Source organism: Pseudomonas sp. B22(2017) (assembly GCF_002113105.1).
Lineage (GTDB): Bacteria > Pseudomonadota > Gammaproteobacteria > Pseudomonadales > Pseudomonadaceae > Aquipseudomonas > Aquipseudomonas asiatica.
Genome location: NZ_NEJN01000018.1, coordinates 75,732 through 102,418 on the forward strand (window position 1 = coordinate 75,732; position 26,687 = coordinate 102,418).

Consider the following 26,687-nt stretch of genomic DNA (forward strand, 5'->3'; position numbering starts at 1 on the left):
TGAGTGAATATAGGGGCGGTCCAGAATATTCGATTTTTAAACAGCGAGGAAACTAACATGGCTAGGCCGACACTGAGCGAGTATCTGACTTATATGGGCAAGGCGCCACGTACAAAAGGTTGGGGGGCCTTGTTGGTCTATGATCGCGCGAAAACCAACATGCTGCTGATGCAGGAGCATATTCTACGCGGGCAGCAAGGGGCTTGGATCGAACCGGTTTCCGGTGAAAAAGTTACCGAGAACGGCAAGATTTCCCGTCTTTCCAACTTTTCTTTCGGTGCGCCGGTCTTGTCGTTCGAGAACGCGAACATCGGTAGTTCGATGGCCATGCTGAGCATGCCCGTGCTCGGTGGCAAACTGACCGAGTGGAGCCGTCAGCAGGGGGCCAGCCAACCGAGTCTGATCGGTATCACCAACTTTGACCCCCTGACCGCGCCACGTGTGAAGATGAATATCAAGCTCAACGAAGGCGGCGGTGGAGTTGTGGGCGAGGATGGCCGGGTGACATTGGACCTGTCCAATAGTGAGGGTTATTACTTCGAGGTTAGTCAGTGGGAGGAACTGAATACAAAACTGGGAGAGTTGATTGAGGAGAAGTTTAAAGAGCCTGAAAGGGGAGAACAAGTTTGGGAATTGAACAGGCTGGCACCGATTGAAGGTGGCCTTAACCCAACGTCCTTCAGGGTACGGACGCATTCGCTGGCCAAAGCGGGGAGTGCCGTTTCGAGTCCACTGCAGGAAGAACAGGAAGAGGGAGCGGTTATTGTCGGTGTCGCATTCAATGGCGACAAGAATGGCGATTTTCCAGCCGATGATAAGGATATGCCTTATTTCCTTCCTTCGCGAGACGGTGGTGCATACACAATGAATTTGTGTATGCATAATGAGGTTTGGATGGGCTCTGCAGTGAACACGTTGATGTCGGCTTTGCCGCATGTAAAGGTCAAAGGTCCAGAGTTTGTTTATGATAATCTAGGCTTTTTGCGGACTGTGGTTGTCGGCCAGTTCAACGTTAGTGTAATGGCTAACGCTTTTAAAGAAGAGCTGGGTGATATGAGAAATGTGAATATCGTTGCCAGCTTCAATCAGCCCATGGGTATTTTCAGTTTTAAACTGGAGGAAGGCTCTCTTCTGTTGACATGGACTGATGCCGGTACCTATGGAAATGTGGAGATTGCTTGGCTGGAGTGGATAGCTGGCTCGCTTTTGCCGTTCCGTCTTGAAAAGCAAACAGACGTGAACATATCGGCCATTTGCCGGGTGGCCGTCGAGGTTGATGGAGGCAAGCTCATCCTGAGGCCAGGCGAAACAAAGGTTTCATGTGACATGAAGCTCAAGGATACCAATCCGCTATTTCTAGCCCTTTTTGATAGAGTGGCTTCTGACTTCGAAGCGAAGACCAAAGCTTTTATAAGCGATATTTTTGATCATCTAGATGGCACCTTTGAGCTTATTGACCTGCTGCGTCTAAATGGTTTGTTGTTCCGCAACAATACACGACCTGTAATTGATACTTCCTGGACCTTTGGGGACCTTTCATTGCTGGGTGACCTGGCCCCTGCGCTCACATCTTTTGCAATCGATCCGCTTGACAAGGTCCTCCTCGCCGGTGGCCAGCAGAAGTTGACGCTGGTGCCCTGGCCGGAGGAAACCGTTACCTGGACCGTCAAGGCTGCCGATGATGGCTCTACCGATAAAACACTGGTGGGCGAGATCGTGGGGGATATATACAAGGCACCCGCAGCGGACAAGGTTCCCGGCACATTCCGCAACATCATTGTCACGGCCACGGCTGGCGAGAACAGCAGCAGTGCCCAACTGACCATCGTACCCAAACCGGTGGCGGTCAGCCCGAACCTGCTGAGTGCGAACTTCACTAAAGACAAACCGGAGCGCTATGTACTGGAGGGGGGGAGCGTAGATTCGGCGCTGACATGGGAGAAGAGTGCCAACTTCAAGGGTATTTTGCGAGATCCGGAGCCTTCCGATTACAACGATCTTGTCATCCCTCGGGACAAGAAGTGCAAGATCTATGTCGCGCCTCAGAAAGATCCGGGCACTGGCCAGGACCGGCTCATGCAACTGGACCAGGTGCGGGTCAGTGGTGGGGGCCGCACGGAAACCATCGATATCATTACTGCATGGGACATGCCGTCGGCAACCATGACGGTCGACGCAGTGGGTAATGCACTCAAGCTGACGCTGACAGTCGCATCCTGGGAGGGAGATGATGAGGTTCTTCCACCCGAGAAAACGCAGTGGTACAAGGTTCTGGGCACCGGGAAAATCGATGACGCCAAGGGTACTTACACGCCAGGGGCGGACGAGGGCGATTACGTGATTATTGCCGGTGTTGCCAAGCAGAGTGGGCTGTCCTGGAATTACAGCGTACTGCCTATGCCTTACACCGAAGTGGAAGCCCAGGTTTTCGCTGAGGTCAATGAGGCTTTCGATCGCCTGCAGGCAGCGAGGTCATGATCATGTCTGCCAATTCCAAACAAGACTTGCTCGATGAGTTGGCCAAAGGCGACAGCATGCGCCGCTGGGGCGCGGTACTGGCGCTTGGCCGGGACGCAGTCAACAGGGGGTTGCAAAGCAACTTCGTGGAGGCATTTACCGACTCTGGTGTGCTGCAGCCTATCAGTGGTGAGTTCTATATTGACCCTGGCACCAGGACTGAAAAGGTAGCTTTCGAAAACCTTACCCTGGGCCCGACGCAGTTGTCTTTCCAGGGCGCGTCGGGCAGCGGGCCGCAGGTGCGGGTGCGGATGGAGCTGATCGCGGGGAACTGTGTGTCTTCGACGTTCATGATCGGCAACGTCAATCGCCTCAGAAGAAGCCATGCCCTGGAAATGGGCATGGGCTATCAGTTCGAAGTCTATGGCCGCCTGAAGGTGCAGGCGCACGAGCACCTCGATAGGAGCTTGGTGGTGCTCGACCTGAGCGAGGCCGACAACCCTACCTGTACCTTGGGCTTCAGCAGCACCGCTGCGAGCGCGATGGGAAAATTCATTCTCGAGCAGCTTCGTCAGCAGGGCGTGCTGGCCCGTCAGATACCGGTGCTAGCATTCGATATATTCGGTCGTAACGGATTGTCCACTAGCCGCATCGAGGTCGTGGCCCAACAAGCGCCCGCTGGCGGAGGCGGGGGTACATCGCCGGTAGATGATGGCGCACTGTTGGTACTGATGCAATTGGTCGCGGGTGTGGAAGCGGGCCAGCCAGGCAGCCCCTTGCCTTACTTGTTGCCGCGCAAGACTGACAAGGACAACTATGCCAGTGCACTGTTGATCAGTCGTCTGCGTGCGCCCATCGCTAAAGCGCGTCCGTCTGTCGCCCTGGAGCAACTGGTTTTGCCCGATGCCTATCAGGTCGTGCTGGAGCAGGAAGAGCACAACCCGCATGACATGATCGTTTTCGGCGATGTCAGGGCCAGTAGCTACTCTCGGCAGCTACTGCCGAATATCGCAAGGGTCTCTGCTGGCAATGAGGTGCGGTTTGACGTTGGGGCCACTGTCAGCCGGTGGTCGGCGGCCGATGTGTATCATCCGCAAAATTCTGGCGAGATGGAAGATGCCAAGTACACCGCTCCCAGTGTGCACACGTTCCCGGCGCAGCAACGCCTGGTGAAGATTACCGGTAGTTTGGCCAGTGGCAATGGGGAGGTGTCCAGGTCGTCGTTGCTGGTGGTGTCAACGGAGCAGCTGGCAGTTTCCCCGCGGGTGGTTATCTGGGCGAAAGGGGATGACCCTGTTCGGTTGACTGCATCCGAAGGCGGCAGGTTGGAGTGGGCGCTCGAGGGCGATGCGTTCGGTAGCATCCAGCGTGACCCGGAGGGCGATCAGAATACGCCCCATGCTCTTTTCACGCCTGCTCCGCCTACCGATAACTCACCGATTCGCCTGCAGCGCATCCGGGTCAGGAACTGGGGGGAGGAGGAAGGTTATGCGACCGTGATCATCCTCGACAAGATTGCACCCTGGGAGGTACAGCCCTTCCATGTATCCACGTTACCGGCCGATGGCAAAGTGTCTTTTTCCATGCCTGAGTTGCCAGAAGAGCCTGCAGCGACGACGCTTGAGACGGCGTGGGACGACCACCCTGTCGTGCAAAGTACTCGATGGGTGCTGTATGGCGAAGGCGAACTTGATGCGGAAAACGGTCAATATACGGCGCCTGAGCAAAGCACAGGTCAAGCCAGTGTCGTGGCGGGTATCTACGGTGGCCAGGCGGGTATCGCAGTGATCGAGCATCATGCAGGGTCGCCTCGGGAAATGGCCCTGAGCAAACAGCGCTGGATATCCCTGCAGCATTTCTATGTCAGCCTGAACAATACATCCAGAAAAGTCGCCTTGGCTAATGGCAGGCAGCAGGTGGGAATTGATATCGAAATCAAGACTGACCTGGTTGAAACTGAAGTTGGCCCCGTTCCTATTCCAATCAGCGATGCCGAACTGGCCACGCTGGTATTGACACACAGGGATGGGACAAGGATCGACTGGCTGCCTGTGGGGACGGAAAGCCTCAAGACGGACGGTCGAAAGTGGGTAGGCAATAAAGCTCGCAATCGCTTCGATTATTACCCAGTCGCTCTCGCTGCACCTTCCACTGTACTAGAGGATGATCAGGCTACACGTCGCGTAACGGTCTACCTTCAAACCACCCAGGCTGAAGTGACACACATCCGTGCCGAGTTCCGAGGCCATGATAACCAAGTCCACAGGTCATATGACAAGAGCAAGGAACGAGGCCAGGTAGAACTTGAGGGGCGAGTAGTTGAGCCACTAACTGAAGCGGATATAGAAGTATTCAAAGGTAAACGGATACGAGAGCAAGGTGGGTTCGATAAGGAACGGAAAGATGGCACCTTGGATATTCATAATTACTGGCATTATACAACTGACTATTGGCTGCTCAAGGGCATAAGGCGCAGGTTTGTAGATGTACTCTTCGACCAGATTTCCATGGCGAAGTGGGAAAGTGAGCTGCTCGACGAAGCATTCTGCAGTTACGTGGGAACTGCGTACTTTCCTCGTGCTCTTCCCGGTCAGCGACCGGTTGGCGGACGCATGGAGTACCAGGCTGAATTGGAGTTGCTGGCAATTCAGCAAGCCGGTACACCGTTGGATCGCGTTATCAAGCAAAGTGAGATACCAGCAGAAGGCGCCGTGTTGTTTGTGATCGAGCGGGTCGCGGACATGAAGTTCTGGTACGACCACAATGGCGTTCGATGGCGCGAAGGCTTGGGAGAGCCGATGCAACTCACGTTGATCGACAACTACGGCTCAGCCCACACGCTGAAAGTCAGGTGGGGACGAAAAAATAACGACGGCTCCATCGATTCATCGGATGTGCGAAACTTCTTGCACTTCGAAATCATATCTGCTTGAGAAATGTTGATGGGCACAGTGAACTGTGCTGGTTCTTTTACTGTATTGGCTGCCCCTACGGTCAGGGGCAGCCACGCCCTGTTGAGGGATATATATGACGACGAAGTCTGTAGTGCACTCCAATGCTTTCAACTTCATGAGCTTCGTGCAAGGTGGCGTAGACTCTCGGACCGGGCAATATAGCCTGACTATCGAGCTGCCTGGTATGCCGGCCAACTACCTGAACGGCCCCAACTTGCCTTTACACATCACGTTCAACCCCATGAACCCGGAAGACTCGGGGTTCGGCGCCGGCTGGCGTTTAGGCCTGAGCGAATATGATCTGGATAGCCAGATGCTCAGCCTGCACAGCGGTGAGCAATTCAAGGTCGTGGACAACGGGCCAGGCCGGAAAGGTAGGGTGCCGGAGCGCAAAATTGATAGTTTCCATTTCGAACATGTTCTTGTGGAAGGCGAAACCCGTTATCGCGTCGCGCACAAATCAGGTTTGATCGAGTTGCTCAAGGTGTACACGGTTCCTGCTCCCGAGCCAGGGCTGCCGGACCGACGGGTAGCGTTCCCGGCGCAGGTACTGGCACCGACCGGGCATGGTGTTTCCTTGCGGTACGACATTGTGCAGGTGCCATCACCGATGCCAGGTATCCCGGCGAAACGGGTGCCCTGCCTGGCCGAGATGGAGGATGACACCGGACGCAAACTGCTGAAGATCGATTATTCCCTCAGCGACCGGATATTCATCGATATCAACCCGGACACGCTGGCGCGTGCGCGTTATACACTGCTGCGCAATGGAAGTGAACTGGAGAAGGTCATACTGCCGACCAAAGATAATGCACGTTGGCAGTTCAAGTACAGGGTGATGGGCGAGGTGCGTTGCCTCGTAGCACTGCAGACGCCTGTCAATGGCGCTGAAGAAATCATCTATGACGAAGCAGGACACAAGTTTCCCGGCAGTGGTGGCAGGACACTGCCACGCGTAAAAAGTCATGTGGTCAAGCCGGGTGCGAAGCAGCCTGACATGCGTACGGACTACAGCTACAGCTCGAATAACTTCCTGGGTAACAACACAAGTATCACTTGGGAAGACAACGGTGAGGACAACCTGTACAAGAATGCCGACGTGACGTACCTCTACAATGCCACGGCCACGCATTTCAAAGGCGGCAAAGGGGTACGAACGGTCAAGTCCACGTTCAACCGTTTCCATTTGATGATCGAACAGGTCACTACGCAAAGCGATTGCATTGAAACGCAAACCGTCCATTATCCTGAGGTACCGAACAGGCAATTCGGGGATCAGCCAGCGAATTTCCAGTTGGCTGAAACCACGATCACTTCTTGGCGCCAAGGCCTGTCGGGCGCCCCCCGGGAAGAGAAGGAAATTACCCGCTACGATCTTTATGGCAACCTGACGGAAAAGATCGAGGCCAATGGCAAAACGACGGTATGGACGTATTATCCGGCCCATGAGGACCCCGAGCAATTCGTGCGCCACATCAAGACCGAGGAAGTTATTCCGGCCGTTGGAGAGGGCCGCGCCGAAGCGCTGCGCAACCTGTACACCTACCGCTTGCTTTCGTCGCTCGCAGAGCAAGGCAAGGGAACCCTGCAGCGTCACCACGACCAACAGGTCCGGGTGCGTGATGAAGCGCCACTGTGGCACACCACTATCGAATATTACGCAGACCCCACCGATGTAGTTGCGTATGGCAGGCCGAAGGCGCTGACACAAGTGCTGAATGGCAAGAAGACCCTTACCGAGTATGTCTATGGCGAGGTGTCGATCGAAGGTCACCCGGCAGTACAGACGGTTGAAACCCTGACCGGGTTCGATCACGGCCAGCCGCTGCTCGCCCGCGAACAGGCGCATGTGAAGGGTGGGGCGAGCCGGCATTCGCAGAAGGTCAACACCCTCCAGCATTCGCTCTTGATCGGTGAGCCAATGCTCAACTACGACGACAATCAGGTGCAGATTGCCTATCTGTATGACGAACTGCGGCGTGTCATCCGCGAAACGGTCGACCCGTTCGGTGAGTTCAAAGCTTGGCGCAGCTACAACTATTACCTGTCTTCTGATGGTCAGCAGGCTTACCAGGAAGAGACTGATGTGAAGGGGGTGACCACCTGGACCTATGTGGATGGGCTCAATCGGGTTCAGCGGGTAGAACGCCAGGACCCGGATTTTGGCGCTACCGCTAAAGCGAGGGCAACGCCGCGGCTCAGGAAAACCGCGCATTATGATGAACTGGGCGATTTGCTGGAAGAGGTCCAGTACGAATGGCTGGAGCTGAAGAACCTGCCATTGTCCACCCGTTACGAGTATGACGATTGGCGCCAGCGTAGCTGCGAAATCGGCCCGGACGGCGTACGCAACTACACAGTGACCGATCCGGTCGGTTTGCCGGATCGGCTGGGGCCAGTTGTTCGCGAGTGGCGAGAGTCCAAGTCACGATTGCTACGCAGTGGTACCACTATTACTCGCATGAACCTGTTCGAGCAGCCGGTCGATGTCGAGCGAGTGGATAACCGGGGACAAACCGAGAGTTTGCATCGGTATTACTACGATGGGTGGGGGCGTACTGTTCGGGAAGTGGATGCACGCGGGTATGAAACGTCGTCTGTTTACGATGAGTACGATCGGCTTGTCGACCAGATACTGCCTGATGGATCGGTGGTGCACCGTGACTACGCCCCGCATGCCAAGGGCGATCTGCCGACGTTGATCAAGGTGAAAGATGTTACGGATGGCAAGGATTATGTGATGGGTACGCAAACCTTCGATGGCCTGGATCGCATGATCGAGTCGGTAACCGGCGGGCGGGTGCGCACTCTGTTGTATGATCTCGGGCAGCACCAGCCGGCGGTAGTGATCACACCTGCCGGTAACCGCATCGACTACAAATATGTGCCGCAATTGAGTGAAGAACCGCTGCGTCGTACGTTCGCGGGTGACGACGCGAGCTACGTGTACGACAAGCAGAACGCGCGTTTGCTTAACTGCACCGAGAACGACGAAGCGCTTGAGCGTGAGTATTTCAGCACTGGCGAACTGAAAACGGAAAGGCGTCAGCGAACCGGTGAGGAACTCTATGAGATGGCCTATGTGCACAGCATCGATGCTCGGTTGCTGAGGTACACGGATGTGCTTGGCAAGACCCAGTTCTATGAATACGACTCGGCAGGGCAGTTGCGCCAGACCAGCCTGGAGAATGTCACCAGTACTTTTGACTACGATGCATTGGGCAGGATGGCCAGCATTTTCACCGAAACCGAGGATGAGGACGGGACACATCGCAGCCTGCGAACCGAGCTGTTCTATGACGATTTCGACCGTGAAATCCTGCGACGTTTCGACTTTGGCGATACCGTTCAGACTTTGGCACAAGCCTACAACGCGGTAGATGGCATCATCAGTAAAACGCTGAAGGAGGGCGATGCGGAACTGCGCCACGAAGACTTCGAATACGACGAGAGGGCCAGGTTGCGGAAATATACCTGCCGAGGTGTAACTGACTATGTACCTGTCGACCCCTATGGAAACAAGATCGAGGAGCAGCTTTTCCGCTTCGATGGCCGCGATAATATCACCCGGGTTCGAACCACCTTCAATGGCGGGAAGATTGACGCTACTTACCTGTTCGGCAATGAGGCGGATCCGGCACAGTTGACGGGTATTGACATGATTTGGGCCGATGGGAAAACGGAACACATTCCGTTGGAGTATGACGGCGATGGCAATTTGAAAACTGACGAAGAGAAGCGTCAGTTGACCTATGATGCCCTGGGGCGCCTGTCGCAGGTGGTTGTACCTGCACAAGGTATTACAGCCAATTACGGCTATGACCCGTTAGACCGTCTGGCGTCGCAGGATGCTTGAAGCACGCGGGTAATCGAAAGAGCGGTATTTTAAATCGACAATGTAGTCGGAGCCTGCCTTTGCGCAGGCTTTTTCTTATCTTGGATGTCCAGGTTGACTTGTTGTCAACTGATAAAATTGTCAGTTCACCGAGTGTGCGTTGCGTGATTGAATAGTCCCTGTGATATTGGCTTTGAAGTTAATATTGACGTCAATCATGACAGGGTGGGCCATCGGAATGAGCAGCAAGATTCATACACCAGCTGAGTCGACTCGGCAAACGGTAAGGCGCGCAAGAGCCGTGAACTCGGAAGGCAAGGCGCTGGTCAAGCCGGGTATAGATCCGACTCTGTTGGCAGACACCCGGGATGGTACGGTATTCAGCGCTGTTTTGACTGACGCCACGAAGAATCTGCTCAGCATCGAGGCGTGGCCGTTGCTGGAAGGCACTCCGGCGGGTTTTTTTGATGTATTGGAAATCTATCATGCCTCCGCGAGCGGTGTGTCTACATTGCTGTCGAGTGAAGAGTATACAGGCGCTGATGTTGGGAAGTTCCCACTTTCGGTAGTCATAGATAAAGATAAGGTCGAGAGTTGGGTGGATGGGCCGCAGCTATTTAGCTACAAGGTCAAACCATGGAACGGCTCTGACCCGACGGAATCTGAAGTGCTGAGCCTGATTTTTGACCGTATGCCTCCTTATGGTAATAGCACGCCTGTCGCGCTTCCTGCGTTGGGCTATGATGTTATTGACGCGAATATTAACAATGTGTCGGTCGAGTTGCCGGACTATGACACGTACGCGGTTGGCGATAAGGTTTATGTTTACTGGCTGAATCATGTTCCGGAAGATCCATCCACAATATCTCCGGTTGCTTCCGATGTGATAGATGTATTGCCAAAGACATTGAAGGTACCCGCTGAGGAGATCAAGGCGGTGGGGGATGGCGGGGTGTATGTACTGTATGCACTGGTCGACAAGGCTGGCAATATCAGCAGGCTGTCATTGCCGATGGCTGTGGGTGTTGCCGTGGGACCGCTGCCCTCAGGGCTTCAGGACCCGGCAGTGCCGTTGGCGGCAGATGGCTTGATTGATCAGGAGGATGCCTGGGCCGGGGTAGTGGTGGAGGTTCCGAGCTTTGACAACTGGAAATCGACCGATTGGGTGCAGGTCAGGTGGGGGGCGTTGGGGCTCGGCTGGCGTGAAATAGGTAGCGCTCCCAAGTTTCCGCTTGAATTCGTGGTCCTGCCCAAGCAATTGTGGGATCAATATGGCGCTACGAGCACGGGCAACGTAGAAACCAACGTCAGTTATGAACTGCGCCGCGGTGCGGTGCCGCAGGGCGGTAAAGACATTGATGTGGATGTGAACCTGGAGGTCATCGGGCCGACTGATCCAGGCACTGACCCTGGCTGGCCAGACCCAGTCAATCCGAAACTTTCGCTTGCTGAAGTTTTTGGCAGAAGTTCCGATACGCTGAATACATTGCTGCCGGAAGATGAGAAACAGGACGCTGTGCTGAAAGTCACAATCGATGCGGCTTTCAAAGAGGGCGATATTGTCAGTTTTTATTGGGATGATGAACATGTCGTCGAGATTGACTACACGCTGGCAGCCAAAGACTTGGGGGCGGAAATAAATGTGGATGTTCCCTGGGCTTATATCGAAGCGCGTAACAATGGCAGTGTGCCTGTGTGTTATATGGTTGAACGCCCTGGTGTGCCCAATCGTCCGAAGTCTGCAAGTACCATCGTCAATGTCGAAGCCATTGTTCTACGCCCGGATGCGCCCGCCTTTTTGGGGGGGAATACCAGTGCGAACCCGCCTGAAGGTTGGTTGACCTGCGCAGCCCTGTACGATGATGACAATCCTAGTCCGTTGGATCCGGCAATCAGAGTATTGATAAAAGGCCTTGGTGATTATGGTTTGAAGGCAGGCGACCAATTGACCATGCATTGGTATGCTGTGCATAACCTTAACGGTGAGGAGAAAATTGACGATACCGTGTTAGACGAGGTGATAGCTCTGACGGAAGCAGACCTTGCTGAGTTGGTGTGGCGTGTGCAGCCGTATAATGAGTATATTCTGCCAATTTATAATTATCACGCTACCATTCATTATGGGCGAGGGCGTGTCTATTACAGTTTTTCTATCGACGGAAAAACTGTTAATTCAGAGTTGGCGGAGCAAGTTGTTTCCATGCACAATGCAGCCGGTAGTTGTCCTCTCAGACCTTGAATGAAATATGGCGGTGCCTAACCAACTTGGCATCGGCGTTGGTTTCATTTGGAGCTTAGGATTTTTCCTACAGAGATTTGGGAATTTCCCTTGTAGCCTTGTCGGTGATCGCTTTCCTTTGGCAACGATGATCCGACATGAACGAGGTTTGAAGTTAATGAATAAAGGCCGGAAACTGTCTTTGAGCCCTTTAGTGCAAGCGCTCTGCATGGCGCCTATGATGCTTTTGGTCACCCCTGGCGTATCGGCAGTGACCACCGTCGAGGGTACGCTTGATATAGACAGTACTACCCCGCTCGACAACTATCGGCTGAACCCCAACGCCAGGCTCAATGCGGTGGGCGCTTCAATGAATGATGTTGCTGTCGGTACTGGTGCGCACCTGAACATGCAAGCCAGCACGATCGAGGCCCAACGGGCGGATGGTGTCGATCTGGTGGCGGGCGCCTCTGCCAGCATCGCCGGCAACTCTCGGGTGGTCAGTGACCGCTTTGGCTTACGCTTGCAGCATGATGGCAGCACAGGTGCTTCGGCCTTGGTCTCCGACAGCCATGTCGAGGGTGGCAGGGCCGGGGCTCTGGTGTCCGCCGCATCACGTCTGGTGCTGCAGGGCAGCACGCTGGTTGGCAACGGCACGGCACCGGCAGCCCAGTTGTTTGGCAACGCCGAGCTTTCGGCACAGGGCAGCTCGGTGGTTGGCGCCACTGACGGCTTGCTGGTACTTGCCGACCCCACGTTCTCGGGGGCCGCCAGGATCAACTTGGTTGGCTCGCGGGTCGAGGGCCAGGATGGTTCGGCGATTGTCGTGGGGCACTCCCTGATCGGCCCGACCAAGGCGGACATCGTCGTTGCCAGTGGTTCGAGCCTGGTGGCGAGCAACGGTAACCTGCTTGAAGTGGTGGGAGGGTCCGAGGCCACCATGACTGTGGACAATAGCCACCTGGTAGGGGATGTACGGGTCGAGGCAGGTTCCAGTGCGGCCCTGATCCTGGACAATCAGGCCAGCCTGACCGGGCACCTGGAGAACGTGGCCGGTTTGACTTTGAACAACCAGGCGCGCTGGAACATGGTACAGAGCAGTCAGGTTGGCAGCCTGGCCATGAATGGTGGCGTGGTCCGTTTCGGTGAGCCAGGGCAGTACCAGCGCTTGACGCTGGGTACGCTGGCCGGTAGCGGTACCTTCATCATGGATGCTGACTTCACAACCGGTGCGACAGACTTCCTTGAAGTAGGCAACGCTACCGGTAGCCATAGCCTGCTGGTGGGTAGCAGTGGTGCGGACCCCGTGAGTGAGAACGCCCTTCACCTGGTGCATGCGGCAGCAGGTGATGCCAGCTTCTCTCTGGTTAATGGCCCGGTGGATCTCGGTGCATTTTCCTACGAGTTGGTACAGCGTGGTAACGATTGGTTCCTTGATGGTACGCGTAAAGTGATCAGCCCTGGCACTGCATCGGTGCTGGCGCTGTTCAATACCGCGCCCACCGTTTGGTACGGTGAATTGACCACCTTGCGCAGCCGTATGGGCGAATTACGCCTGGATGATCGCAAGGCAGGGGGATGGGCGAGGGCTTATGGCAACAAGTACCAGGTTTCGGACAATGCGGGCAGCCCCTACAGCCAGGTGCAGCGTGGGTTCTCGATCGGGGTTGATGCGCCACTTCCATTCGGTGACGGCCAGTGGCTGGCCGGTGTAATGGCGGGCCACAGCTCATCTGACCTGGACCTGATTCGCGGCAGCTCCGCTGAGATCAAGAGCTATTATCTGGGGCTTTACGCCACCTGGCTCGATGCACAAAGTGGCTACTACTTCGATGGTGTGATGAAGGCCAACCGTTTCGATAACAGTGCCAAGGTTGCTCTCAGTGATGGCCAGCGCAGCAAAGGTGACTATGACAACCTGGGCCTGGGCATGTCCGCAGAGTTCGGGCGCAACATCGACCTGGGACAGGGTTACTTTGTCGAGCCCTACACCCAATGGGCCATGGTCACGATCCAGGGTAAGGATTATCACCTGGACAATGGCCTGAAGGCTCAGGGTGACGATACCCGTTCGCTGCTTGGAAAGGCCGGGGCAACAGTGGGGCGTACCGTGCAGCTTGGCAAAGGGCGGCAGGTGCAGCCCTACGTACGTCTTGCCTACGCCCACGAATTCGTCGGCAGCAATGAGGTCAAGGTCAACGACAATCGGTTCGATAACGATCTGTCGGGCTCGCGCGCCGAATTCGGCATGGGTGTCGCCATCAGTTTGAACGAGCGCATGCAACTGCATGCCGATTTCGATTACGCCAACGGAGAAAAGATCGAGCAGCCGTGGGGGGCTAATGTCGGGTTCCGGTACAGCTGGTGATCACTAAGGAAGGAAGGCCTCGGCCTTCCTTTTTTGTGGGTCGGATTCAAAGAGGAGGTGATATGTACATCAAACCCGCGGGCTTTCTGTTCTGGCTGCAAAAGAAGTTAGCGAGCCTGTTTCGCAAGCGCCTGCTCGACCCTCCTTCTGCGCCGGCGGCGCTCGCGAACATCCCTGAGGGTGAGCTGAATTTGTTGCCGGTTGCGGCCCTTGGCCGGCCGTTGAGGATCGACGTGCCCATCTGGCAAGAGTCCAACCCGATGCCTGGTCTTCCAGAGGTATTGACGCTGTACTGGAACGGAGTGGCGGTTGGTGAGCCAAAGCGTTGGGAGGATAAGATTCCCGAGGACGATCTTTTCGTGGAAGCCCCTGTAGCAGTGCTGCTGCACGGCACCCAGGAAGTCACTTATGAAGTGTATGGGTTCAATGGTGTTGTCACACACTCCAGTCCGCTGACCCTTACGATTGACACCGTCCCCCCGGTACTCGGCGGCGATGAGGGGCTTTTGCTGTTTGATGAGGAAGTCGGGCGCGAGGGGGTGACGGCGCGCTATCTGGAAAAACATGAAGATCGCTTACTCGCTGAGGTACCTGTTTACCAGAAGGTTGCGGTAGGCGATGTAATTATCTACTACTGGGACGATCGCCCCTTTGCCAATGACAAGCTTGGCGAATATACGATTACCAGGCAGGACACTTCTCAGCCGATTTTCCTGCCGATCGAAGGCGACGATATAAGATCGCGAGGCGATGGTGAGCGCTATGTCCACTATCAGATACGTGACCGCGCGGGCAATCTCAGCGCCCGGTCCAGGCCTGTGCCGTTGCAGATAGCTGCCGCTCCAATTCCCCGGACCTTGCCTTGGCTTGAAATACCCCAGGCAACAGGCTCTGGAGAAGCGTTGTCGTTGCAGTTGAATGACTACCGGCCTCCGATGGTGGTCATCGTTCCCGAAGAGGCCGTGATTTATCCGGAGGAGCGGGTGACCGTCATTTGGGGAGAGCCAGGTGATGCGGGTTATTTCACAACATCCGAAGTGTTGCCGGGTACAGATAAACGGTTCTTGATCCCTGAGAAGAATTTGCTGGCTTACAGTAACCAGATACTCAAGGTTTCATACAAGGTTGATGACGGCATCGATGAGTTTCCCTCCACCCCGCGCAATCTCAAAGTCACGGCTCTCACAGAAAAACTGCCTCTTATCGAACTGATAGGTGTCATCGGCGATGGCTTCAGTCTAGCAAGTGCACCGGCCAAGGTGCCCGTACAGCTGGCTCCGTGGCGATTGATTGCGGTTGGGCAGCGCATCAGTATCTGGGTGACGGGGGTGTTGCAGAGCGGTGCCGAGGCTGGACCGCATCATGTCCTGACCGCGCATGCCATAAACGAAATGCAGGTGCGTCAGGGCGTTGGGGCAAACCAGGACGTCACCGTGCCGAAGACGTTTCTCGCCACCCTCAAACGTGACGCCCAGTTCACCCTGCATGTGCAGGTGAGTTTCGATGACGGGGCGCATTGGGTCGACTTCCCGGAATATCACCCTGTGCTGAGAGCCTGATCAGGCTCATGAGCGCCTTGCCGGGCTGGACATTGCTGGCGTTATGGCGCCGTAGTCATTGATGGTGGTGAAATCGACCTTCAGGTTGCCCTGGGCTGGCAGTGTTTTCAGCGGATAGGTTTGCCTACCCAGCGGGATGGCCATTTTCCTGGCATCGATTTTTTCGCTGCCCTTGGGGCTGATGAGGGTCAGCTGGTTGAAGGTGAAGTAGTAGGGAGAAGGGTTGTCCACCACCAGGTGCGGCTTGCCGTCTATGGATTGCACGGACCAAGTGAGGTTTTTTAGATGATTCTGTGGGCGACCCTTTAGCTGGCTGGGGCGGAAGAAAACCTTGATGCGTGTGCGCAGGGCGATGTTCAGCACATTGTCAGGTTTATCGTTGGCTTGCGGGATTTCCTGCAGGTTGAAGAAGAACAGTGACTCGCGGTCTTTTGGCAAGTCATTCGGCAGGCGGTTGAGCTGCACGGTCTGCTCGCTGCCCGGGTCGATGCGGAATAGCGCTGGCGAGGCAATCAAGGGGACCGCAGTGGTGCTGTCATCGGCTTCAGTATTGATCCAGGCTTGTGCGGCATAGGCCCGGTTGCTTGGGTTGGCCACGACGATGCTGGTGCTTTGTCGGTCACTGGGTTGGATGATACGGGTGGAGCTGATGGTCAGGGCGGCATTGGCGCTGAAGGGGGCGAGCAGGAGCATGCAGATGGCCAGGGCATAGGCCGAGGTCAGGTTGAACTTGCTTGAAGTCGGATGGCGCATGGGGAGTCTCTACAGGGGTCGTTGCGTGCGCCCCAGGCCCTGATCGAGCCTGGGGGCTTGTTGCTACTTGAGCGCGAACGTGTATTCGACCAGGACGTTTGCGTGGCCAGGCTCTACGGTGTTGGCGGTGGACTCGTAGTGTGCAAAGAAGTCCATCTCCGAGGGCAGGGTATCGTCGAGCGGATACGCGATGGATTCCTTATTGGGCTCCACGTAGTTTTGTGCTCTATCCAGGATGGCAAGCGCTATTCCTTTCGCGGCATCCGGGTCGATTCTGTCAAGGCCATATAGCTTTGTACCTGCTGTATCGTAAACGGGCTTGTACGTGACATAGCCATCTTGAGTGCCGACCACACAGCCGGCACCTGGCGTGACCTTCAAGGCGAAACGAACCAGCTTGGACTTGCTACCTGTAGCTGGGAAGTCCTCCGCTCGCAGGCTGCCCATTTCAAGCCTGGGGATGCTGGTTCCGGTTCCTGGGATGACCAGGTCGATAGGGCAGGTACCACCGGGTTTGATCGAGCCGGCGAAGGTGATCGTGCCTGTATCTGCAAATGCTGTGCTGCTTGCCAGGCCAAAGGCGATGGCGAGAAGGGTTTTTTTCATTTTCTGATCCTGGGGGCGAAAAAACGGGCCGAACAGACAAAAACTGTTCGGCGTGCAGGATAGAAAGGGGGGCGGGGTGAAGCTGTAGGCGAAGTCTACCTTTGGTGAGGTAATTGGAGACATTGCAAGGCGCGCTCGCAAGCGTGTGGTGTGCTGTGCATATCAGTGCTGGGTATTGTCGCCATGAGCTTGGCTCATCAATCGCTTCTGCTGGTGCCAGTCGAACGCTTCGCCGCTCTGCTCGGCTTCGTAACGACGTTCTTCCAGCTGCTGGTACAGGTCCAGCTCTTCGTCGGGCATGTAGTGCAGGCAGTCACCCCCGAAGAACCACAGCAGGTCGCGTGGCACCAGGTGGGCGATTTGCGGGTAGCGCTGGATCACCTGGCAGATCAGGTCCTGGCCCAGGTACTGGCTTTCCAGCGGGTCTTGCGGTAGCAGGGTCAGCAATTCGTCGAAACGCTCGAGAAACAGGGTGTGGCTTTCCTCCGGTACCTGCTCGGCTTCACCCAGAGCCACCAGAATGGTACGCAGGTGGTTCAGCAGTTGCAGGTGGTATTCCAGGTGGGGGTTGGCCATGGGGGCGGTCCTCGGGGTAGTTGAAACGGGGGCGGAGTATACGCCGGTTGAGGGCGGGTTGGGGACGGTGGTGGCTGCTCCGCTCCATTGCGCCTTGTGATTACCCGATGCGGCATGGTCGGCGAGCACCGCGTGCGAACCATGGACCTGTCAATTCTGCCAGGTGCGCACGCACGGGTATTGATCTAGATTCAAGCCCACACAATGACACTGCACCGTTGCTGGCGGTGATAGGCGTTCAGGGCACTCAATCTTCCACGCGAGGTGCGTATCATGGAAAAGGGCAACACCCCGGCACAGAACGGTGCCATCATCTTCTGGCACGAGTCCAACGTCAGCCATGGCCTGACCTTGCCAGCAGAGGGCAGTGGCGAAAGGGCCAACAAGACGGTTGATGCGACCAACAGCGGTATTGCGATGAGCGACATCCCTTCTGCCTCGACCATTACGTTGAAGTATAGAAAGGCCCCAGACGATTGGGTTGTGCACTCATCCATCACATTCTTGACCACTCACAGGCCAGCGTCGCTCGACCGGACCCAATACAGCTATCTGCAGGGAACCTATTCCGTTGGCGACTTCGTCAGCGAAGGCCTGGGCCTGAAGGTGATTGCCAAAACGGGCTCAGCTCTCCTCCAGGCTGATATGAAAGCGAACCATCAAATAGATTGTGAAGTTCAGCTTTCCAAGTTCCCACCCAGTGCCTGAGCAGCCCTCAGGCACACGCGCTGTATTACGTGTCGCCAAGGTGTGGGACATTTCCCAAGAGACGGGGCCGCTTTGCGCCCCGTCGAAACACAAGACCGCTGTACTCCAAAATCGCGTCTGGCAATCAGCAGGTCAACGTACCTTGCCCTGCCCCAGTAGCAACTGCGTTTTGTCGAAGGCGTCCACATCGATGATCGCGCGGCGGGCTTGCTCGGCTTCACGCAATCGTTGCCCCTCGGTCGGCTGCAGTGCACCATGCTCGACTGCCGCATCGATCAGCGACTGCCCTGGTGCCGGCTGCACCTTGCCCTCCTTGATCGCCTGATGAAGTGCCTTGTACAGTGGCACGGTTTCATCCAGCAAGTCGCAAGCCCGTTGCAGCGCTGCCACCGGGTCGCCCTCGCCCTGCGGCCTGAAGCAACCAGCAAGCAGCTCTTCCAGCGCCGGGTCGCCCTTGCTGCGGCCGATCAGCGCCGCCACCTCTGCATCCAGTTCATCGCTCGGCCCGGTATGACGGCGGCCGAAGGGGAACACCAGTATCCGCAACGCGCAGCCGACAAAGCGGTTAGGGAAGTTGTCGAGCAGCCGGTCCAGGGCTGTTTCCGCCTGGCCCAGGCTTTCTTCCATCGCCCAGCGCAGCAAGGGCTGCATGTGTTCCGGTGAGCCCAGGTCGTGATAGCGCTTGAGCGCGGCGCTGGCCAGGTACAGGTAACTCAGCACATCCCCCAGCCTTGCGCTCAGCCGTTCGCGGCGTTTCAGTGCGCCGCCCAGCAACATCATCGACAGGTCAGCCAGCATGGCGAAGGCCGCTGCCTGGCGGTTGAGTGCACGGAAATAGCCTTGGCTCAGGGCATCGCCGGGCACGGATTCCAGTCGCCCCAGCCCCAGGCTGAGTATGAGTGTGCTGGCCGCATTGCCGGCGGCGAACATGATGTGTTTCATCAGCAGGTCATCGAATTCCCTCAATGCCTGGTCACCGTCCTCGCGCCCGGCCAAAGCCATTTCCTTGAGCACGAACGGATGGCAGCGGATGGCGCCCTGGCCGAAGATCATCAGGTTGCGCGAAAGGATGTTCGCCCCCTCGACGGTGATGAAGATCGGCGCACCTTGCCAGTTGCGCCCCAGATAGTTGTTCGGCCCCATGATGATGGCCTTGCCGCCATGCACGTCCATAGCGTGCTGGATGCACTCGCGGCCACGCTCGGTGAGGTGGTACTTGAGGATCGCCGACAGCACCGAAGGCTTCTCGCCCAGATCCACGGCCTTGGCGGTCAGCAACCGCGCGCTGTCCATCAGCCAGGCATTGCCGCCGATGCGTGCCAGCGACTCCTGGATACCTTCGAATGCAGCCAGCGGGACATTGAACTGTTCGCGGATGTTGGCGTACTGGCCGGTGACCAGACTGGTGTATTTGGCTGCGCCAGTGCCCACTGCCGGCAGGGAGATGGAGCGGCCTACCGACAGGCAGTTCATCAGCATCATCCAGCCCTTGCCGAGCATGGCCTGGCCACCGATGAGGAAATCCAGCGGCACGAATACATCCTTGCCGCTGTTGGGGCCGTTCATGAACGCGGCGCCCAGTGGCAGGTGGCGTTTGCCGATTTCGACGCCGGGCGTGTCGGTAGGGATCAGCGCCAGGCTGATACCCAGTTCTTCCTGCTCGCCCAGCAGGTGGTCCGGGTCGTAGGCCTTGAAGGCCAGGCCCAGCAGGGTGGCGACGGGCCCGAGGGTGATGTAGCGCTTTTCCCAGTTCAGGCGCAGGCCGATGACCTCTTCGCCGTTCCATTGCCCTTTGCAGACCACGCCGGTGTCAGGCATGGCGCCTGCGTCGGAGCCGGCCAGCGGGCCGGTGAGGGCGAAGCAGGGTATTTCATCGCCACGCGCCAGGCGTGGCAGGTAGTGGTTGCGTTGTTCGTCAGTGCCGTAATGCAACAGCAGTTCGGCCGGGCCGAGCGAGTTGGGCACCATCACGGTGGAAGCCAGGTCGCCGCTGCGGGTAGCCAGTTTCATCGCCACCTGGGAGTGGGCGTATGCCGAAAAGCCTTTGCCGCCGTACTCCTTGGGAATTATCAGGGCGAAGAAGCCATTCTGCTTGATATGCGCCCAGGCTTCGGGCGGCAGGTCCATGTCCTGGCCGATCTGCCAGTCGCTGACCATGGCGCACAGTTGTTCCGTCGGGCCGTCGATGAATGCCTGTTCTTCTTCGGTCAGCTGTGGAGCCGGGTAGGCGAGCAGGGTGCGCCAATCGGGACGGCCGCTGAACAGTTCGCCGTCCCACCACACGGTGCCGGCGTCGATCGCCTCGCGCTCGGTCTGCGACATCGGCGGCAGGGTGCGCTGGAACCACTTGAACACCGGATCGGTGAATACCTTGCGGCGCCATTCCGGCAGCGCCACCAGGGCGACTTTCAGGGCCAGCACTATCCAGATCAGGGTCAGCAGCCAGCCGGGAGCACTGCTGAAAATGCCCATCAGCAGTACATAAGCCGCCATGATGCCAAGAATCTGCAAGGGCGCCAGGCGCCGGTGCGTGAGGTACGCCGCGCCGATCACCAGCACTACCAACCACAACAGCAACATAATCGGTCCTCCTTGGAACCAGGGGGTAAGCCGTCCCAGACAGCTTAGACGCAATGCTGAGAATGGCCGGGTCAGAACAGTGACAGGGTATGGCGGCGGGAGTTTCAGGGCATTGTTTGTCTGTGCCGGCCTCTTCGCGGGTGAACCCGCTCTCATAGAACAACACATGACTCATTGGTTCGGCGAGGTTCTGTAGGAGCAGCCTTGTGCTGCGAAGAGGCCGGGGCTGACAAAGCCTGTCTATTGGCTGTACCGGCCTCTTCGCAGCACAAGGCTGCTCCTACAAAGGACGCGTCAGACGAGCGATATTGGTTCTCTGCGCGAAAGCGCAGCCCAAAGGGCTGGGCAATCTCCCACAGGTACTGCATCACTCTCAGGTCTGGTGCAGAACCCCGTGCGGGTTTACCCGCGAAGAGGCCGGTACAGGCGACGAAAGTCTGGAGTAGACTGCACCACCTCCGCATTCATTAGGACGTTGCCATGCTGAAGATCTGGGGTCGCAAGAATTCGAGCAATGTGCGCAAGGCGCTATGGATCGCCCACGAACTGGGCCTGGATTTCGAGTCGATCGACGCCGGCGGCGCCTTCGGCGTGGTCAACGAGCCGCACTACCGCGCGCGCAACCCCAATGGCCTGGTGCCGATGCTGGAAGACGGCGACCTGACCCTGTGGGAGTCCAACACCATCGTCCGCTACCTGTGCGCCGAGTACGGTGCGGAGCAAGGCTGGTACCTGGAAGACCCGCGTCAGCGCTCCCTGGCGGACAAGTGGATGGACTGGACCACCTCGTCCTTCGCCACGCCGTTCCGCCCACTGTTCTGGGGCCTGTTGCGCACCCCGGAAGACCAGCGCGACTGGGTGGCGATCAACGCTGCGCACAAGCAATGCGCCCAGTTGCTGGCCATTGCCGACGAAGCCCTGGCCAAACAACCGTACCTTTCCGGTGACCAGATCGGCATGGGCGACATCCCACTGGGTAGCTTCATCTATGCCTGGTTCGAAATGCCCATCGAGCGCCCGGCCATGCGTCACCTGGAGGCCTGGTACGAGCGCCTCAAGGCCCGCCCTGCCTACCAGGCAGCGGTAATGACTGCGCTGACCTGATCGAACACCACGGCCACTTCGATAGTCATTATCAATACACATGACTGTACTTGTGCGGCCAGGCCAAGCACCATTGGCCGCACTCACTGCGCCAGTGCCTTTACCTGGCGTGTCCTGCACCTTTTTCTCGGTAAGTGACCCGCTATGAGTTCCGCCCTGTCCATCCGACAGCTGACCAAGACCTACGGCAACGGCTTCCAGGCCCTCAAGGGCATCGATCTGGATGTTGCCGAAGGCGACTTCTTCGCCTTGCTCGGCCCCAACGGCGCGGGCAAGTCCACCACCATCGGCATCCTCTCCACCCTGGTGAACAAGACCAGCGGCACGGTCAACGTGTTCGGCCACGACCTGGACCGCGAGCCGTCGGCGCTCAAACGCTGCCTGGGCGTGGTGCCGCAGGAGTTCAACTTCAACCAGTTCGAGAAAACCTTCGACATCGTCGTGACCCAGGCCGGTTACTACGGCATCCCGCCCAAGGTGGCCAAGGAGCGTGCCGAGCAGTACCTGACCCAGCTCGGCCTGTGGGACAAGCGTGACGTGCAGTCGCGTTCGCTGTCGGGGGGCATGAAGCGCCGCCTGATGATTGCCCGCGCGCTGATCCACGAACCGCGCCTGCTGATTCTCGACGAGCCCACCGCCGGTGTGGACATCGAACTGCGTCGTTCGATGTGGAGCTTCCTCACCGAGCTGAACCAGAAGGGCATCACCATCATCCTCACCACCCACTATCTGGAAGAGGCCGAGCAGCTGTGCCGTAACATCGGCATCATCGACCACGGCACCATCGTCGAGAACACCAGCATGCGCCAGTTGCTGGGCAAGCTGCATGTCGAAACCTTCGTGCTCGACCTCAGGCAGGACCTGGCCACTGCACCGGTGCTGCAGGGCTACCCGTGCCGGTTGCTGACCCCGCACACCCTGGAAGTGCAGGTGGACAAGGACATCGGCATCACTGCGCTGTTCGGCCAGCTGGCGCTGCAGAACATCGAGGTGCAGAGCCTGCGCAACAAGACCAACCGACTCGAGGAGCTGTTCGTGTCCCTGGTGGAAAAAAACCTGTCGAAGGTGGCCGTATGAGTGTGGAACTGCGCACCAACTGGGTCGCCCTGAATACCATCGTCTACCGCGAAGTGCGGCGCTTCCTGCGTATCTGGCCGCAGACCCTGCTGCCGCCAGCGATCACCATGGTTCTGTACTTCGTCATCTTCGGTAACCTGATCGGTCGGCAGATCGGCGACATGGGTGGCTTCAGCTACATGGAGTACATCGTGCCGGGGTTGATCATGATGTCGGTGATCACCAACTCCTACGGCAACGTGGTGTCGAGCTTCTTCGGCAGCAAGTTCCAGCGTTCTATCGAGGAGTTGATGGTGTCGCCGGTTTCGCCACACACCATCCTCGTCGGTTATGTGCTGGGTGGCGTGCTGCGCGGCTTGGCGGTGGGCGTGATCGTGACCTTCCTGTCGCTGTTCTTCACCCATTTGCAGGTGCACCACCTGGGCGTGACCGTGGTCGTGGTACTGCTGACCGCAACCATTTTCTCGCTGCTGGGCTTCGTCAACGCGGTGTTCGCGCGCAACTTCGACGATATCTCGATCATCCCGACCTTCGTGCTGACGCCGCTGACGTACCTGGGCGGGGTGTTCTATTCGATCAACCTGCTGCCGCCGTTCTGGCAGACCGTGTCGTTGGCCAACCCGGTGCTGCACATGGTCAACTCGTTCCGCTACGGCATCCTAGGGGTGTCGGATATCAGCATTGGTACGGCGATTACCTTCATGCTGGTCGCCACCGCGGTGCTCTACCTGGTGTGCGTTCGCCTGCTGGTCAGCGGCCGCGGCATGCGTGCCTGAAGCCTTGCACCGGCATTGGCGCAGACGCCACTGCCGGCCCACCCACCAGCGCCAGTAGAGCATGGTGGTGAAGTAGCCAAGGATGCCCAGCACCACACCACACACTACCGAGCCGAGCAGGAAAGGTTGCCACAACGTCGACAGCTGGTCGGTTATCCACTGGAAAGTCAGCTCGTCGGGCAGGGTGCGCGGCGGTACCTGCATCAGCCAGGCGCCGGTCATGTAGGTGACGAAGAACACCGGTGGCATGGTCAGCGGGTTGGTCAGCCAAACCAGGCTGACCGCGATCGGCAGGTTGCCGCGCAGCGGAATGGCCAGCGCGGCAGCCAGCAGCATTTGCGCCGGCATCGGGATCAGCGCCGCGAACAGGCCAACGCCCATGGCCCTCGCCACCGAGTGGCGGTTCAGGTGCCAGAGGTTCGGGTCATGCAGCAACTTGCCGAAAAAGCGTAAGGACTTGTGTTCCCGAATACTGATCGGGTCCGGCATGTAGCGTTTGAAAAGTCGGCGCGGCATGTAGGCTCCCGGAGCGTTGATCCGGGCAGTATGCCCTGATTCCCGCTCAGCCTCGTTTAGAGTTTGTGACAATTGTTGAGCAAGCGCTGCCGGCAATTGGGCTATGCCTCAGGAGGTGATTTCGCTTCTGGAGCTCTACTTCATGCGCACAGGGATGTTTGCGCTCGCGCTCGGGCTGTTGTGCCTGGGCTTTCTTCCCGCATTGCCATCGGTCGGATGGCTGGTGCTGCTGGCTGTAGCCGGTGGCCTCGGCCTGTTCACCCGTCTGTGGCCGCTGGGCTGTTTTCTGTTGGGCCTGTGTTGGGCCTGCTGGTCTGCGCAGCAGGCGCTGGATGACCGCCTGGCAACCGGGCTGGATGGCCGCACCTTGTGGCTTGAGGGCCGGGTGGTCGGCCTGCCGACCCGGACTGCGCAGGGTGTGCGCTTCGAGCTGGACGCGGCCCGCTCGCGGCGGGCAGAGCTGCCGCAGCGCCTGCAACTGAGCTGGTTCGACGGCCCGCCGCTGCGCGCGGGCGAGCAGTGGCGGCTGGCGGTGACCTTGCAGCGCCCGGCCGGGCTGCTCAACCCGCATGGACCGGACCGTGAGGCGCAATTGCTGGCGCGGCGGGTCGGTGCGACCGGTACGGTCAAGGCCGGGCAGTTGCTGGCGCCGGTTGTCGGCGGCTGGCGCGACACGCTGCGCCAGCGCCTGCTGGCAGTCGAGGCCAATGGCCGGCAGGCAGCGTTGGTGGCGCTGGTGCTTGGCGACGGGGCGGGCCTGGCCCGGGAGGACTGGCAAACGTTGCAGGCCACCGGCACGGTGCACCTGTTGGTGATCTCTGGCCAGCACATCGGCCTGGTTGCCGGCTTGCTGTATGGCCTGGTTGCCGGGCTGGCGCGTTGGGGGCTGTGGCCCGCTCGGTTGCCGTGGCTGCCCTGGGCGTGTGGCTTGGCCATGGCTGCGGCACTGGCCTACGGTTGGTTGGCTGGTGGCGGTGTACCGGTGCAGCGTGCCTGCCTGATGCTGGCCGTGGTGTTGCTCTGGCGCCTGCGTTTTCGCCAACTGGGTGCGACCTTGCCGTTGTTGCTGGCGCTGATTGCCGTACTGTTGGTGGAGCCGTTGGCCGCGCTGCTGCCCGGGTTCTGGCTGTCGTTCGCGGCCGTGGCCACGCTTGTCTATTGCTTCAGTGCCCGCCTGGGCAGCTGGCGGCCCTGGCAGGCCTGGACGCGGGCGCAATGGGTGATTGCGATCGGCTTGCTGCCGGTACTGCTGGCTACGGGCTTGCCGGTGAGCTTGAGTGCGCCGCTGGCCAACCTTGTTGCGGTGCCCTGGGTCAGCCTGGCCGTGCTGCCATTGGCATTGCTGGGCACTTTGCTGCTGCCGTTGGGCGGGGTAGGGGAGGCGCTGCTCTGGCTGGCGGGTGGTTTGCTCGATGTGCTTTTCCGGCTGCTGGAGTTGGTGGCGCAACAGCAGTCGGCGTGGCTGCCAGCAGTTCTGCCGTTGTGGGCCTGGCTGCTGGTGTGCCTGGGTACGTTGCTGGTTTTGATGCCCCGTGGCGTACCACTGCGCGGGTTGGGTGGCGTAATGCTGCTGGCGCTGTGGGTACCCCGGGAGACGGTGCCGTTCGGCCAGGTCGAGGTCTGGCAGCTGGACGTCGGCCAGGGGCTGGCAGTGCTTTTGCGCACCCGGCATCACAACCTGCTGTACGACGCCGGGCCGGCCAGGGGCGAGAGCGACCTGGGCGAGCGGGTGGTGTTGCCGACCTTGCGCAAGCTGGGGGTGGGCAGCCTGGACCTGATGCTGGTCAGCCACGCCCATGCCGACCACGCCGGTGGTGCTGGCGCAATCATGCGTGGCCTGCCGGTCGAACGGGTGATCGGCGGCGAATTGCTGGATGACCTGCAACTGCAACCTTGCGTAAGTGGCGAGCAGTGGATGTGGGATGGCGTGCGCTTTTCGATGTGGCGCTGGGCCGATGGGCAGAGCAGCAATGACCGCTCCTGTGTGTTGTTGGTCGAGGCGCAGGGTGAGCGGTTGTTGCTGGCGGGAGACATGGAGGCCGGTGCCGAACGGGCCTGGCTGGCGGCCACGGAAGCACCGCGGATCGACTGGTTGCAGTCGCCGCATCACGGCAGCCGCAGTTCGTCCAGCGAGGCCTTCATCCGCGCCACGGCGCCGGGCGGGGTACTGATTTCGCGGGGGCGCAACAACAGCTTCGGGCACCCGCATGCGCAGGTGGTCGAACGTTATCGGCGGCATGGGGTGGTGATGCATGACACGGCGGAGCAGGGGGCGTTGCGGTTGGTGCTGGGGAGGCTGGGGGAGGTGGAGGGTGTGCGGGGGCAGAGGCGGTTTTGGCGGGTTCGGGTGCAGTGAGGTGTAGTGGCTTGCAGGTGCTTGCCGTTACATTTTCAGTGCCTGTGGGATTGAGCGCCGCCCGCGCGGCGCTTCGCAGCGCAAGGCTGCTCCTACATCTGTTTCGGGCCAATTATTCCTGAGGCAAAGGCGCGCGGCCCCTTGGCGTCCACCTCGATATCGGGCCGGACAAACAAGGCGGTCGCGCGCATTGGCACAGGCGTTACTGGCCCGAAACAGATGTAGGAGCAGCCTTGCGCTGCGA

Annotated in this window: 15 protein-coding genes and 1 pseudogene; 11 read left to right on the plus strand and 5 right to left on the minus strand. The window is 58.4% G+C overall.

Translation table 11 applies throughout. The annotated features are described in order from the left end of the window. The first annotated feature begins 57 nt into the window (after positions 1 to 57). The 6 genes from CAG18_RS24895 to CAG18_RS24920 all read left to right on the plus strand — a co-directional run bounded on the left by CAG18_RS24895 (position 58) and on the right by CAG18_RS24920 (position 15,391). On the plus strand, positions 58 to 2,478 hold the full coding sequence (locus tag CAG18_RS24895) for a hypothetical protein (protein WP_085721759.1): 2,421 nt from the start codon (positions 58 to 60) through the stop codon (positions 2,476 to 2,478). Then, entirely contained in the window at positions 2,475 to 5,390 is a 2,916-nt protein-coding gene (locus CAG18_RS24900) for a hypothetical protein (RefSeq protein WP_085721760.1), read from the plus strand. The genes CAG18_RS24895 and CAG18_RS24900 overlap by 4 nt, the downstream gene beginning before the upstream one ends. A 94-nt stretch (positions 5,391 to 5,484) precedes the next feature. Next, positions 5,485 to 9,267 carry an RHS repeat domain-containing protein gene (locus tag CAG18_RS24905; protein WP_085721761.1) on the plus strand — a complete coding sequence of 1,261 codons (3,783 nt, stop codon included), beginning with the start codon at positions 5,485 to 5,487 and terminating at the stop codon, positions 9,265 to 9,267. Between the two features lie 217 nt (positions 9,268 to 9,484). Further along, positions 9,485 to 11,485, plus strand: a complete 2,001-nt coding sequence (locus CAG18_RS24910; RefSeq protein ID WP_085721764.1) for a hypothetical protein — start codon at positions 9,485 to 9,487, stop codon at positions 11,483 to 11,485. Between the two features lie 217 nt (positions 11,486 to 11,702). Continuing rightward, a complete protein-coding gene (locus CAG18_RS24915; RefSeq protein ID WP_256573446.1) occupies positions 11,703 to 13,832 on the plus strand; it encodes an autotransporter outer membrane beta-barrel domain-containing protein in 2,130 nt (709 codons plus the stop codon). Positions 13,833 to 13,894: 62 nt separating this feature from the next. Then, positions 13,895 to 15,391 carry a hypothetical protein gene (locus tag CAG18_RS24920; protein ID WP_256573447.1) on the plus strand — a complete coding sequence of 499 codons (1,497 nt, stop codon included), beginning with the start codon at positions 13,895 to 13,897 and terminating at the stop codon, positions 15,389 to 15,391. 6 nt (positions 15,392 to 15,397) lie between these two features. On the opposite strand, the gene CAG18_RS24925 is transcribed toward CAG18_RS24920, so the two are convergent. The 3 genes from CAG18_RS24925 to CAG18_RS24935 form a co-directional block, all read right to left on the minus strand. Beyond that, the gene (locus CAG18_RS24925; RefSeq protein ID WP_015269391.1) at positions 15,398 to 16,144 is read right to left on the minus strand and encodes a molecular chaperone; all 747 of its coding nucleotides are present in this window, start codon (positions 16,142 to 16,144) and stop codon (positions 15,398 to 15,400) included. 63 nt (positions 16,145 to 16,207) lie between these two features. Next, positions 16,208 to 16,750, minus strand: a complete 543-nt coding sequence (locus CAG18_RS24930; RefSeq protein ID WP_015269392.1) for a fimbrial protein — start codon at positions 16,748 to 16,750, stop codon at positions 16,208 to 16,210. A gap of 162 nt (positions 16,751 to 16,912) precedes the next feature. After that, complete coding sequence (locus CAG18_RS24935; protein ID WP_015269393.1) at positions 16,913 to 17,326, minus strand: PA2817 family protein; 414 nt, start codon at positions 17,324 to 17,326, stop codon at positions 16,913 to 16,915. 273 nt (positions 17,327 to 17,599) lie between these two features. Between CAG18_RS24935 and CAG18_RS24940 the strand changes: the two genes are divergently transcribed. Next, the gene (locus CAG18_RS24940) at positions 17,600 to 18,034 is read left to right on the plus strand and encodes a hypothetical protein (protein ID WP_015269394.1); all 435 of its coding nucleotides are present in this window, start codon (positions 17,600 to 17,602) and stop codon (positions 18,032 to 18,034) included. A 132-nt stretch (positions 18,035 to 18,166) separates the two neighbouring features. Here the strand turns inward: CAG18_RS24940 and CAG18_RS24945 are convergent, their stop codons facing one another. Continuing rightward, on the minus strand, positions 18,167 to 20,614 hold the full coding sequence (locus tag CAG18_RS24945; RefSeq protein WP_085721763.1) for an acyl-CoA dehydrogenase: 2,448 nt from the start codon (positions 20,612 to 20,614) through the stop codon (positions 18,167 to 18,169). A gap of 480 nt (positions 20,615 to 21,094) precedes the next feature. On the opposite strand from CAG18_RS24945, the gene CAG18_RS24950 reads away from it, so the two are divergent. From CAG18_RS24950 to CAG18_RS24960, 3 genes are all read left to right on the plus strand, one after another. Further along, entirely contained in the window at positions 21,095 to 21,718 is a 624-nt protein-coding gene (locus CAG18_RS24950; protein ID WP_015269396.1) for a glutathione S-transferase, read from the plus strand. Positions 21,719 to 21,862: 144 nt separating this feature from the next. Then, on the plus strand, positions 21,863 to 22,795 hold the full coding sequence (locus CAG18_RS24955; RefSeq protein ID WP_013971560.1) for an ABC transporter ATP-binding protein: 933 nt from the start codon (positions 21,863 to 21,865) through the stop codon (positions 22,793 to 22,795). Further along, positions 22,792 to 23,571, plus strand: a complete 780-nt coding sequence (locus tag CAG18_RS24960) for an ABC transporter permease (RefSeq protein WP_015269397.1) — start codon at positions 22,792 to 22,794, stop codon at positions 23,569 to 23,571. The genes CAG18_RS24955 and CAG18_RS24960 overlap by 4 nt, the downstream gene beginning before the upstream one ends. A 9-nt stretch (positions 23,572 to 23,580) precedes the next feature. On the opposite strand, the pseudogene CAG18_RS24965 reads toward CAG18_RS24960, so the two are convergent. Next, a pseudogene (locus tag CAG18_RS24965) lies at positions 23,581 to 24,087 on the minus strand (DUF2062 domain-containing protein); the annotation flags it as partial. A 142-nt stretch (positions 24,088 to 24,229) separates the two neighbouring features. Between CAG18_RS24965 and CAG18_RS24970 the strand changes: the two are divergent. Next, positions 24,230 to 26,443, plus strand: coding sequence for a DNA internalization-related competence protein ComEC/Rec2 (locus CAG18_RS24970; protein ID WP_085721766.1), 2,214 nt, complete (start codon positions 24,230 to 24,232; stop codon positions 26,441 to 26,443). The last annotated feature ends 244 nt before the right edge of the window (positions 26,444 to 26,687 follow it).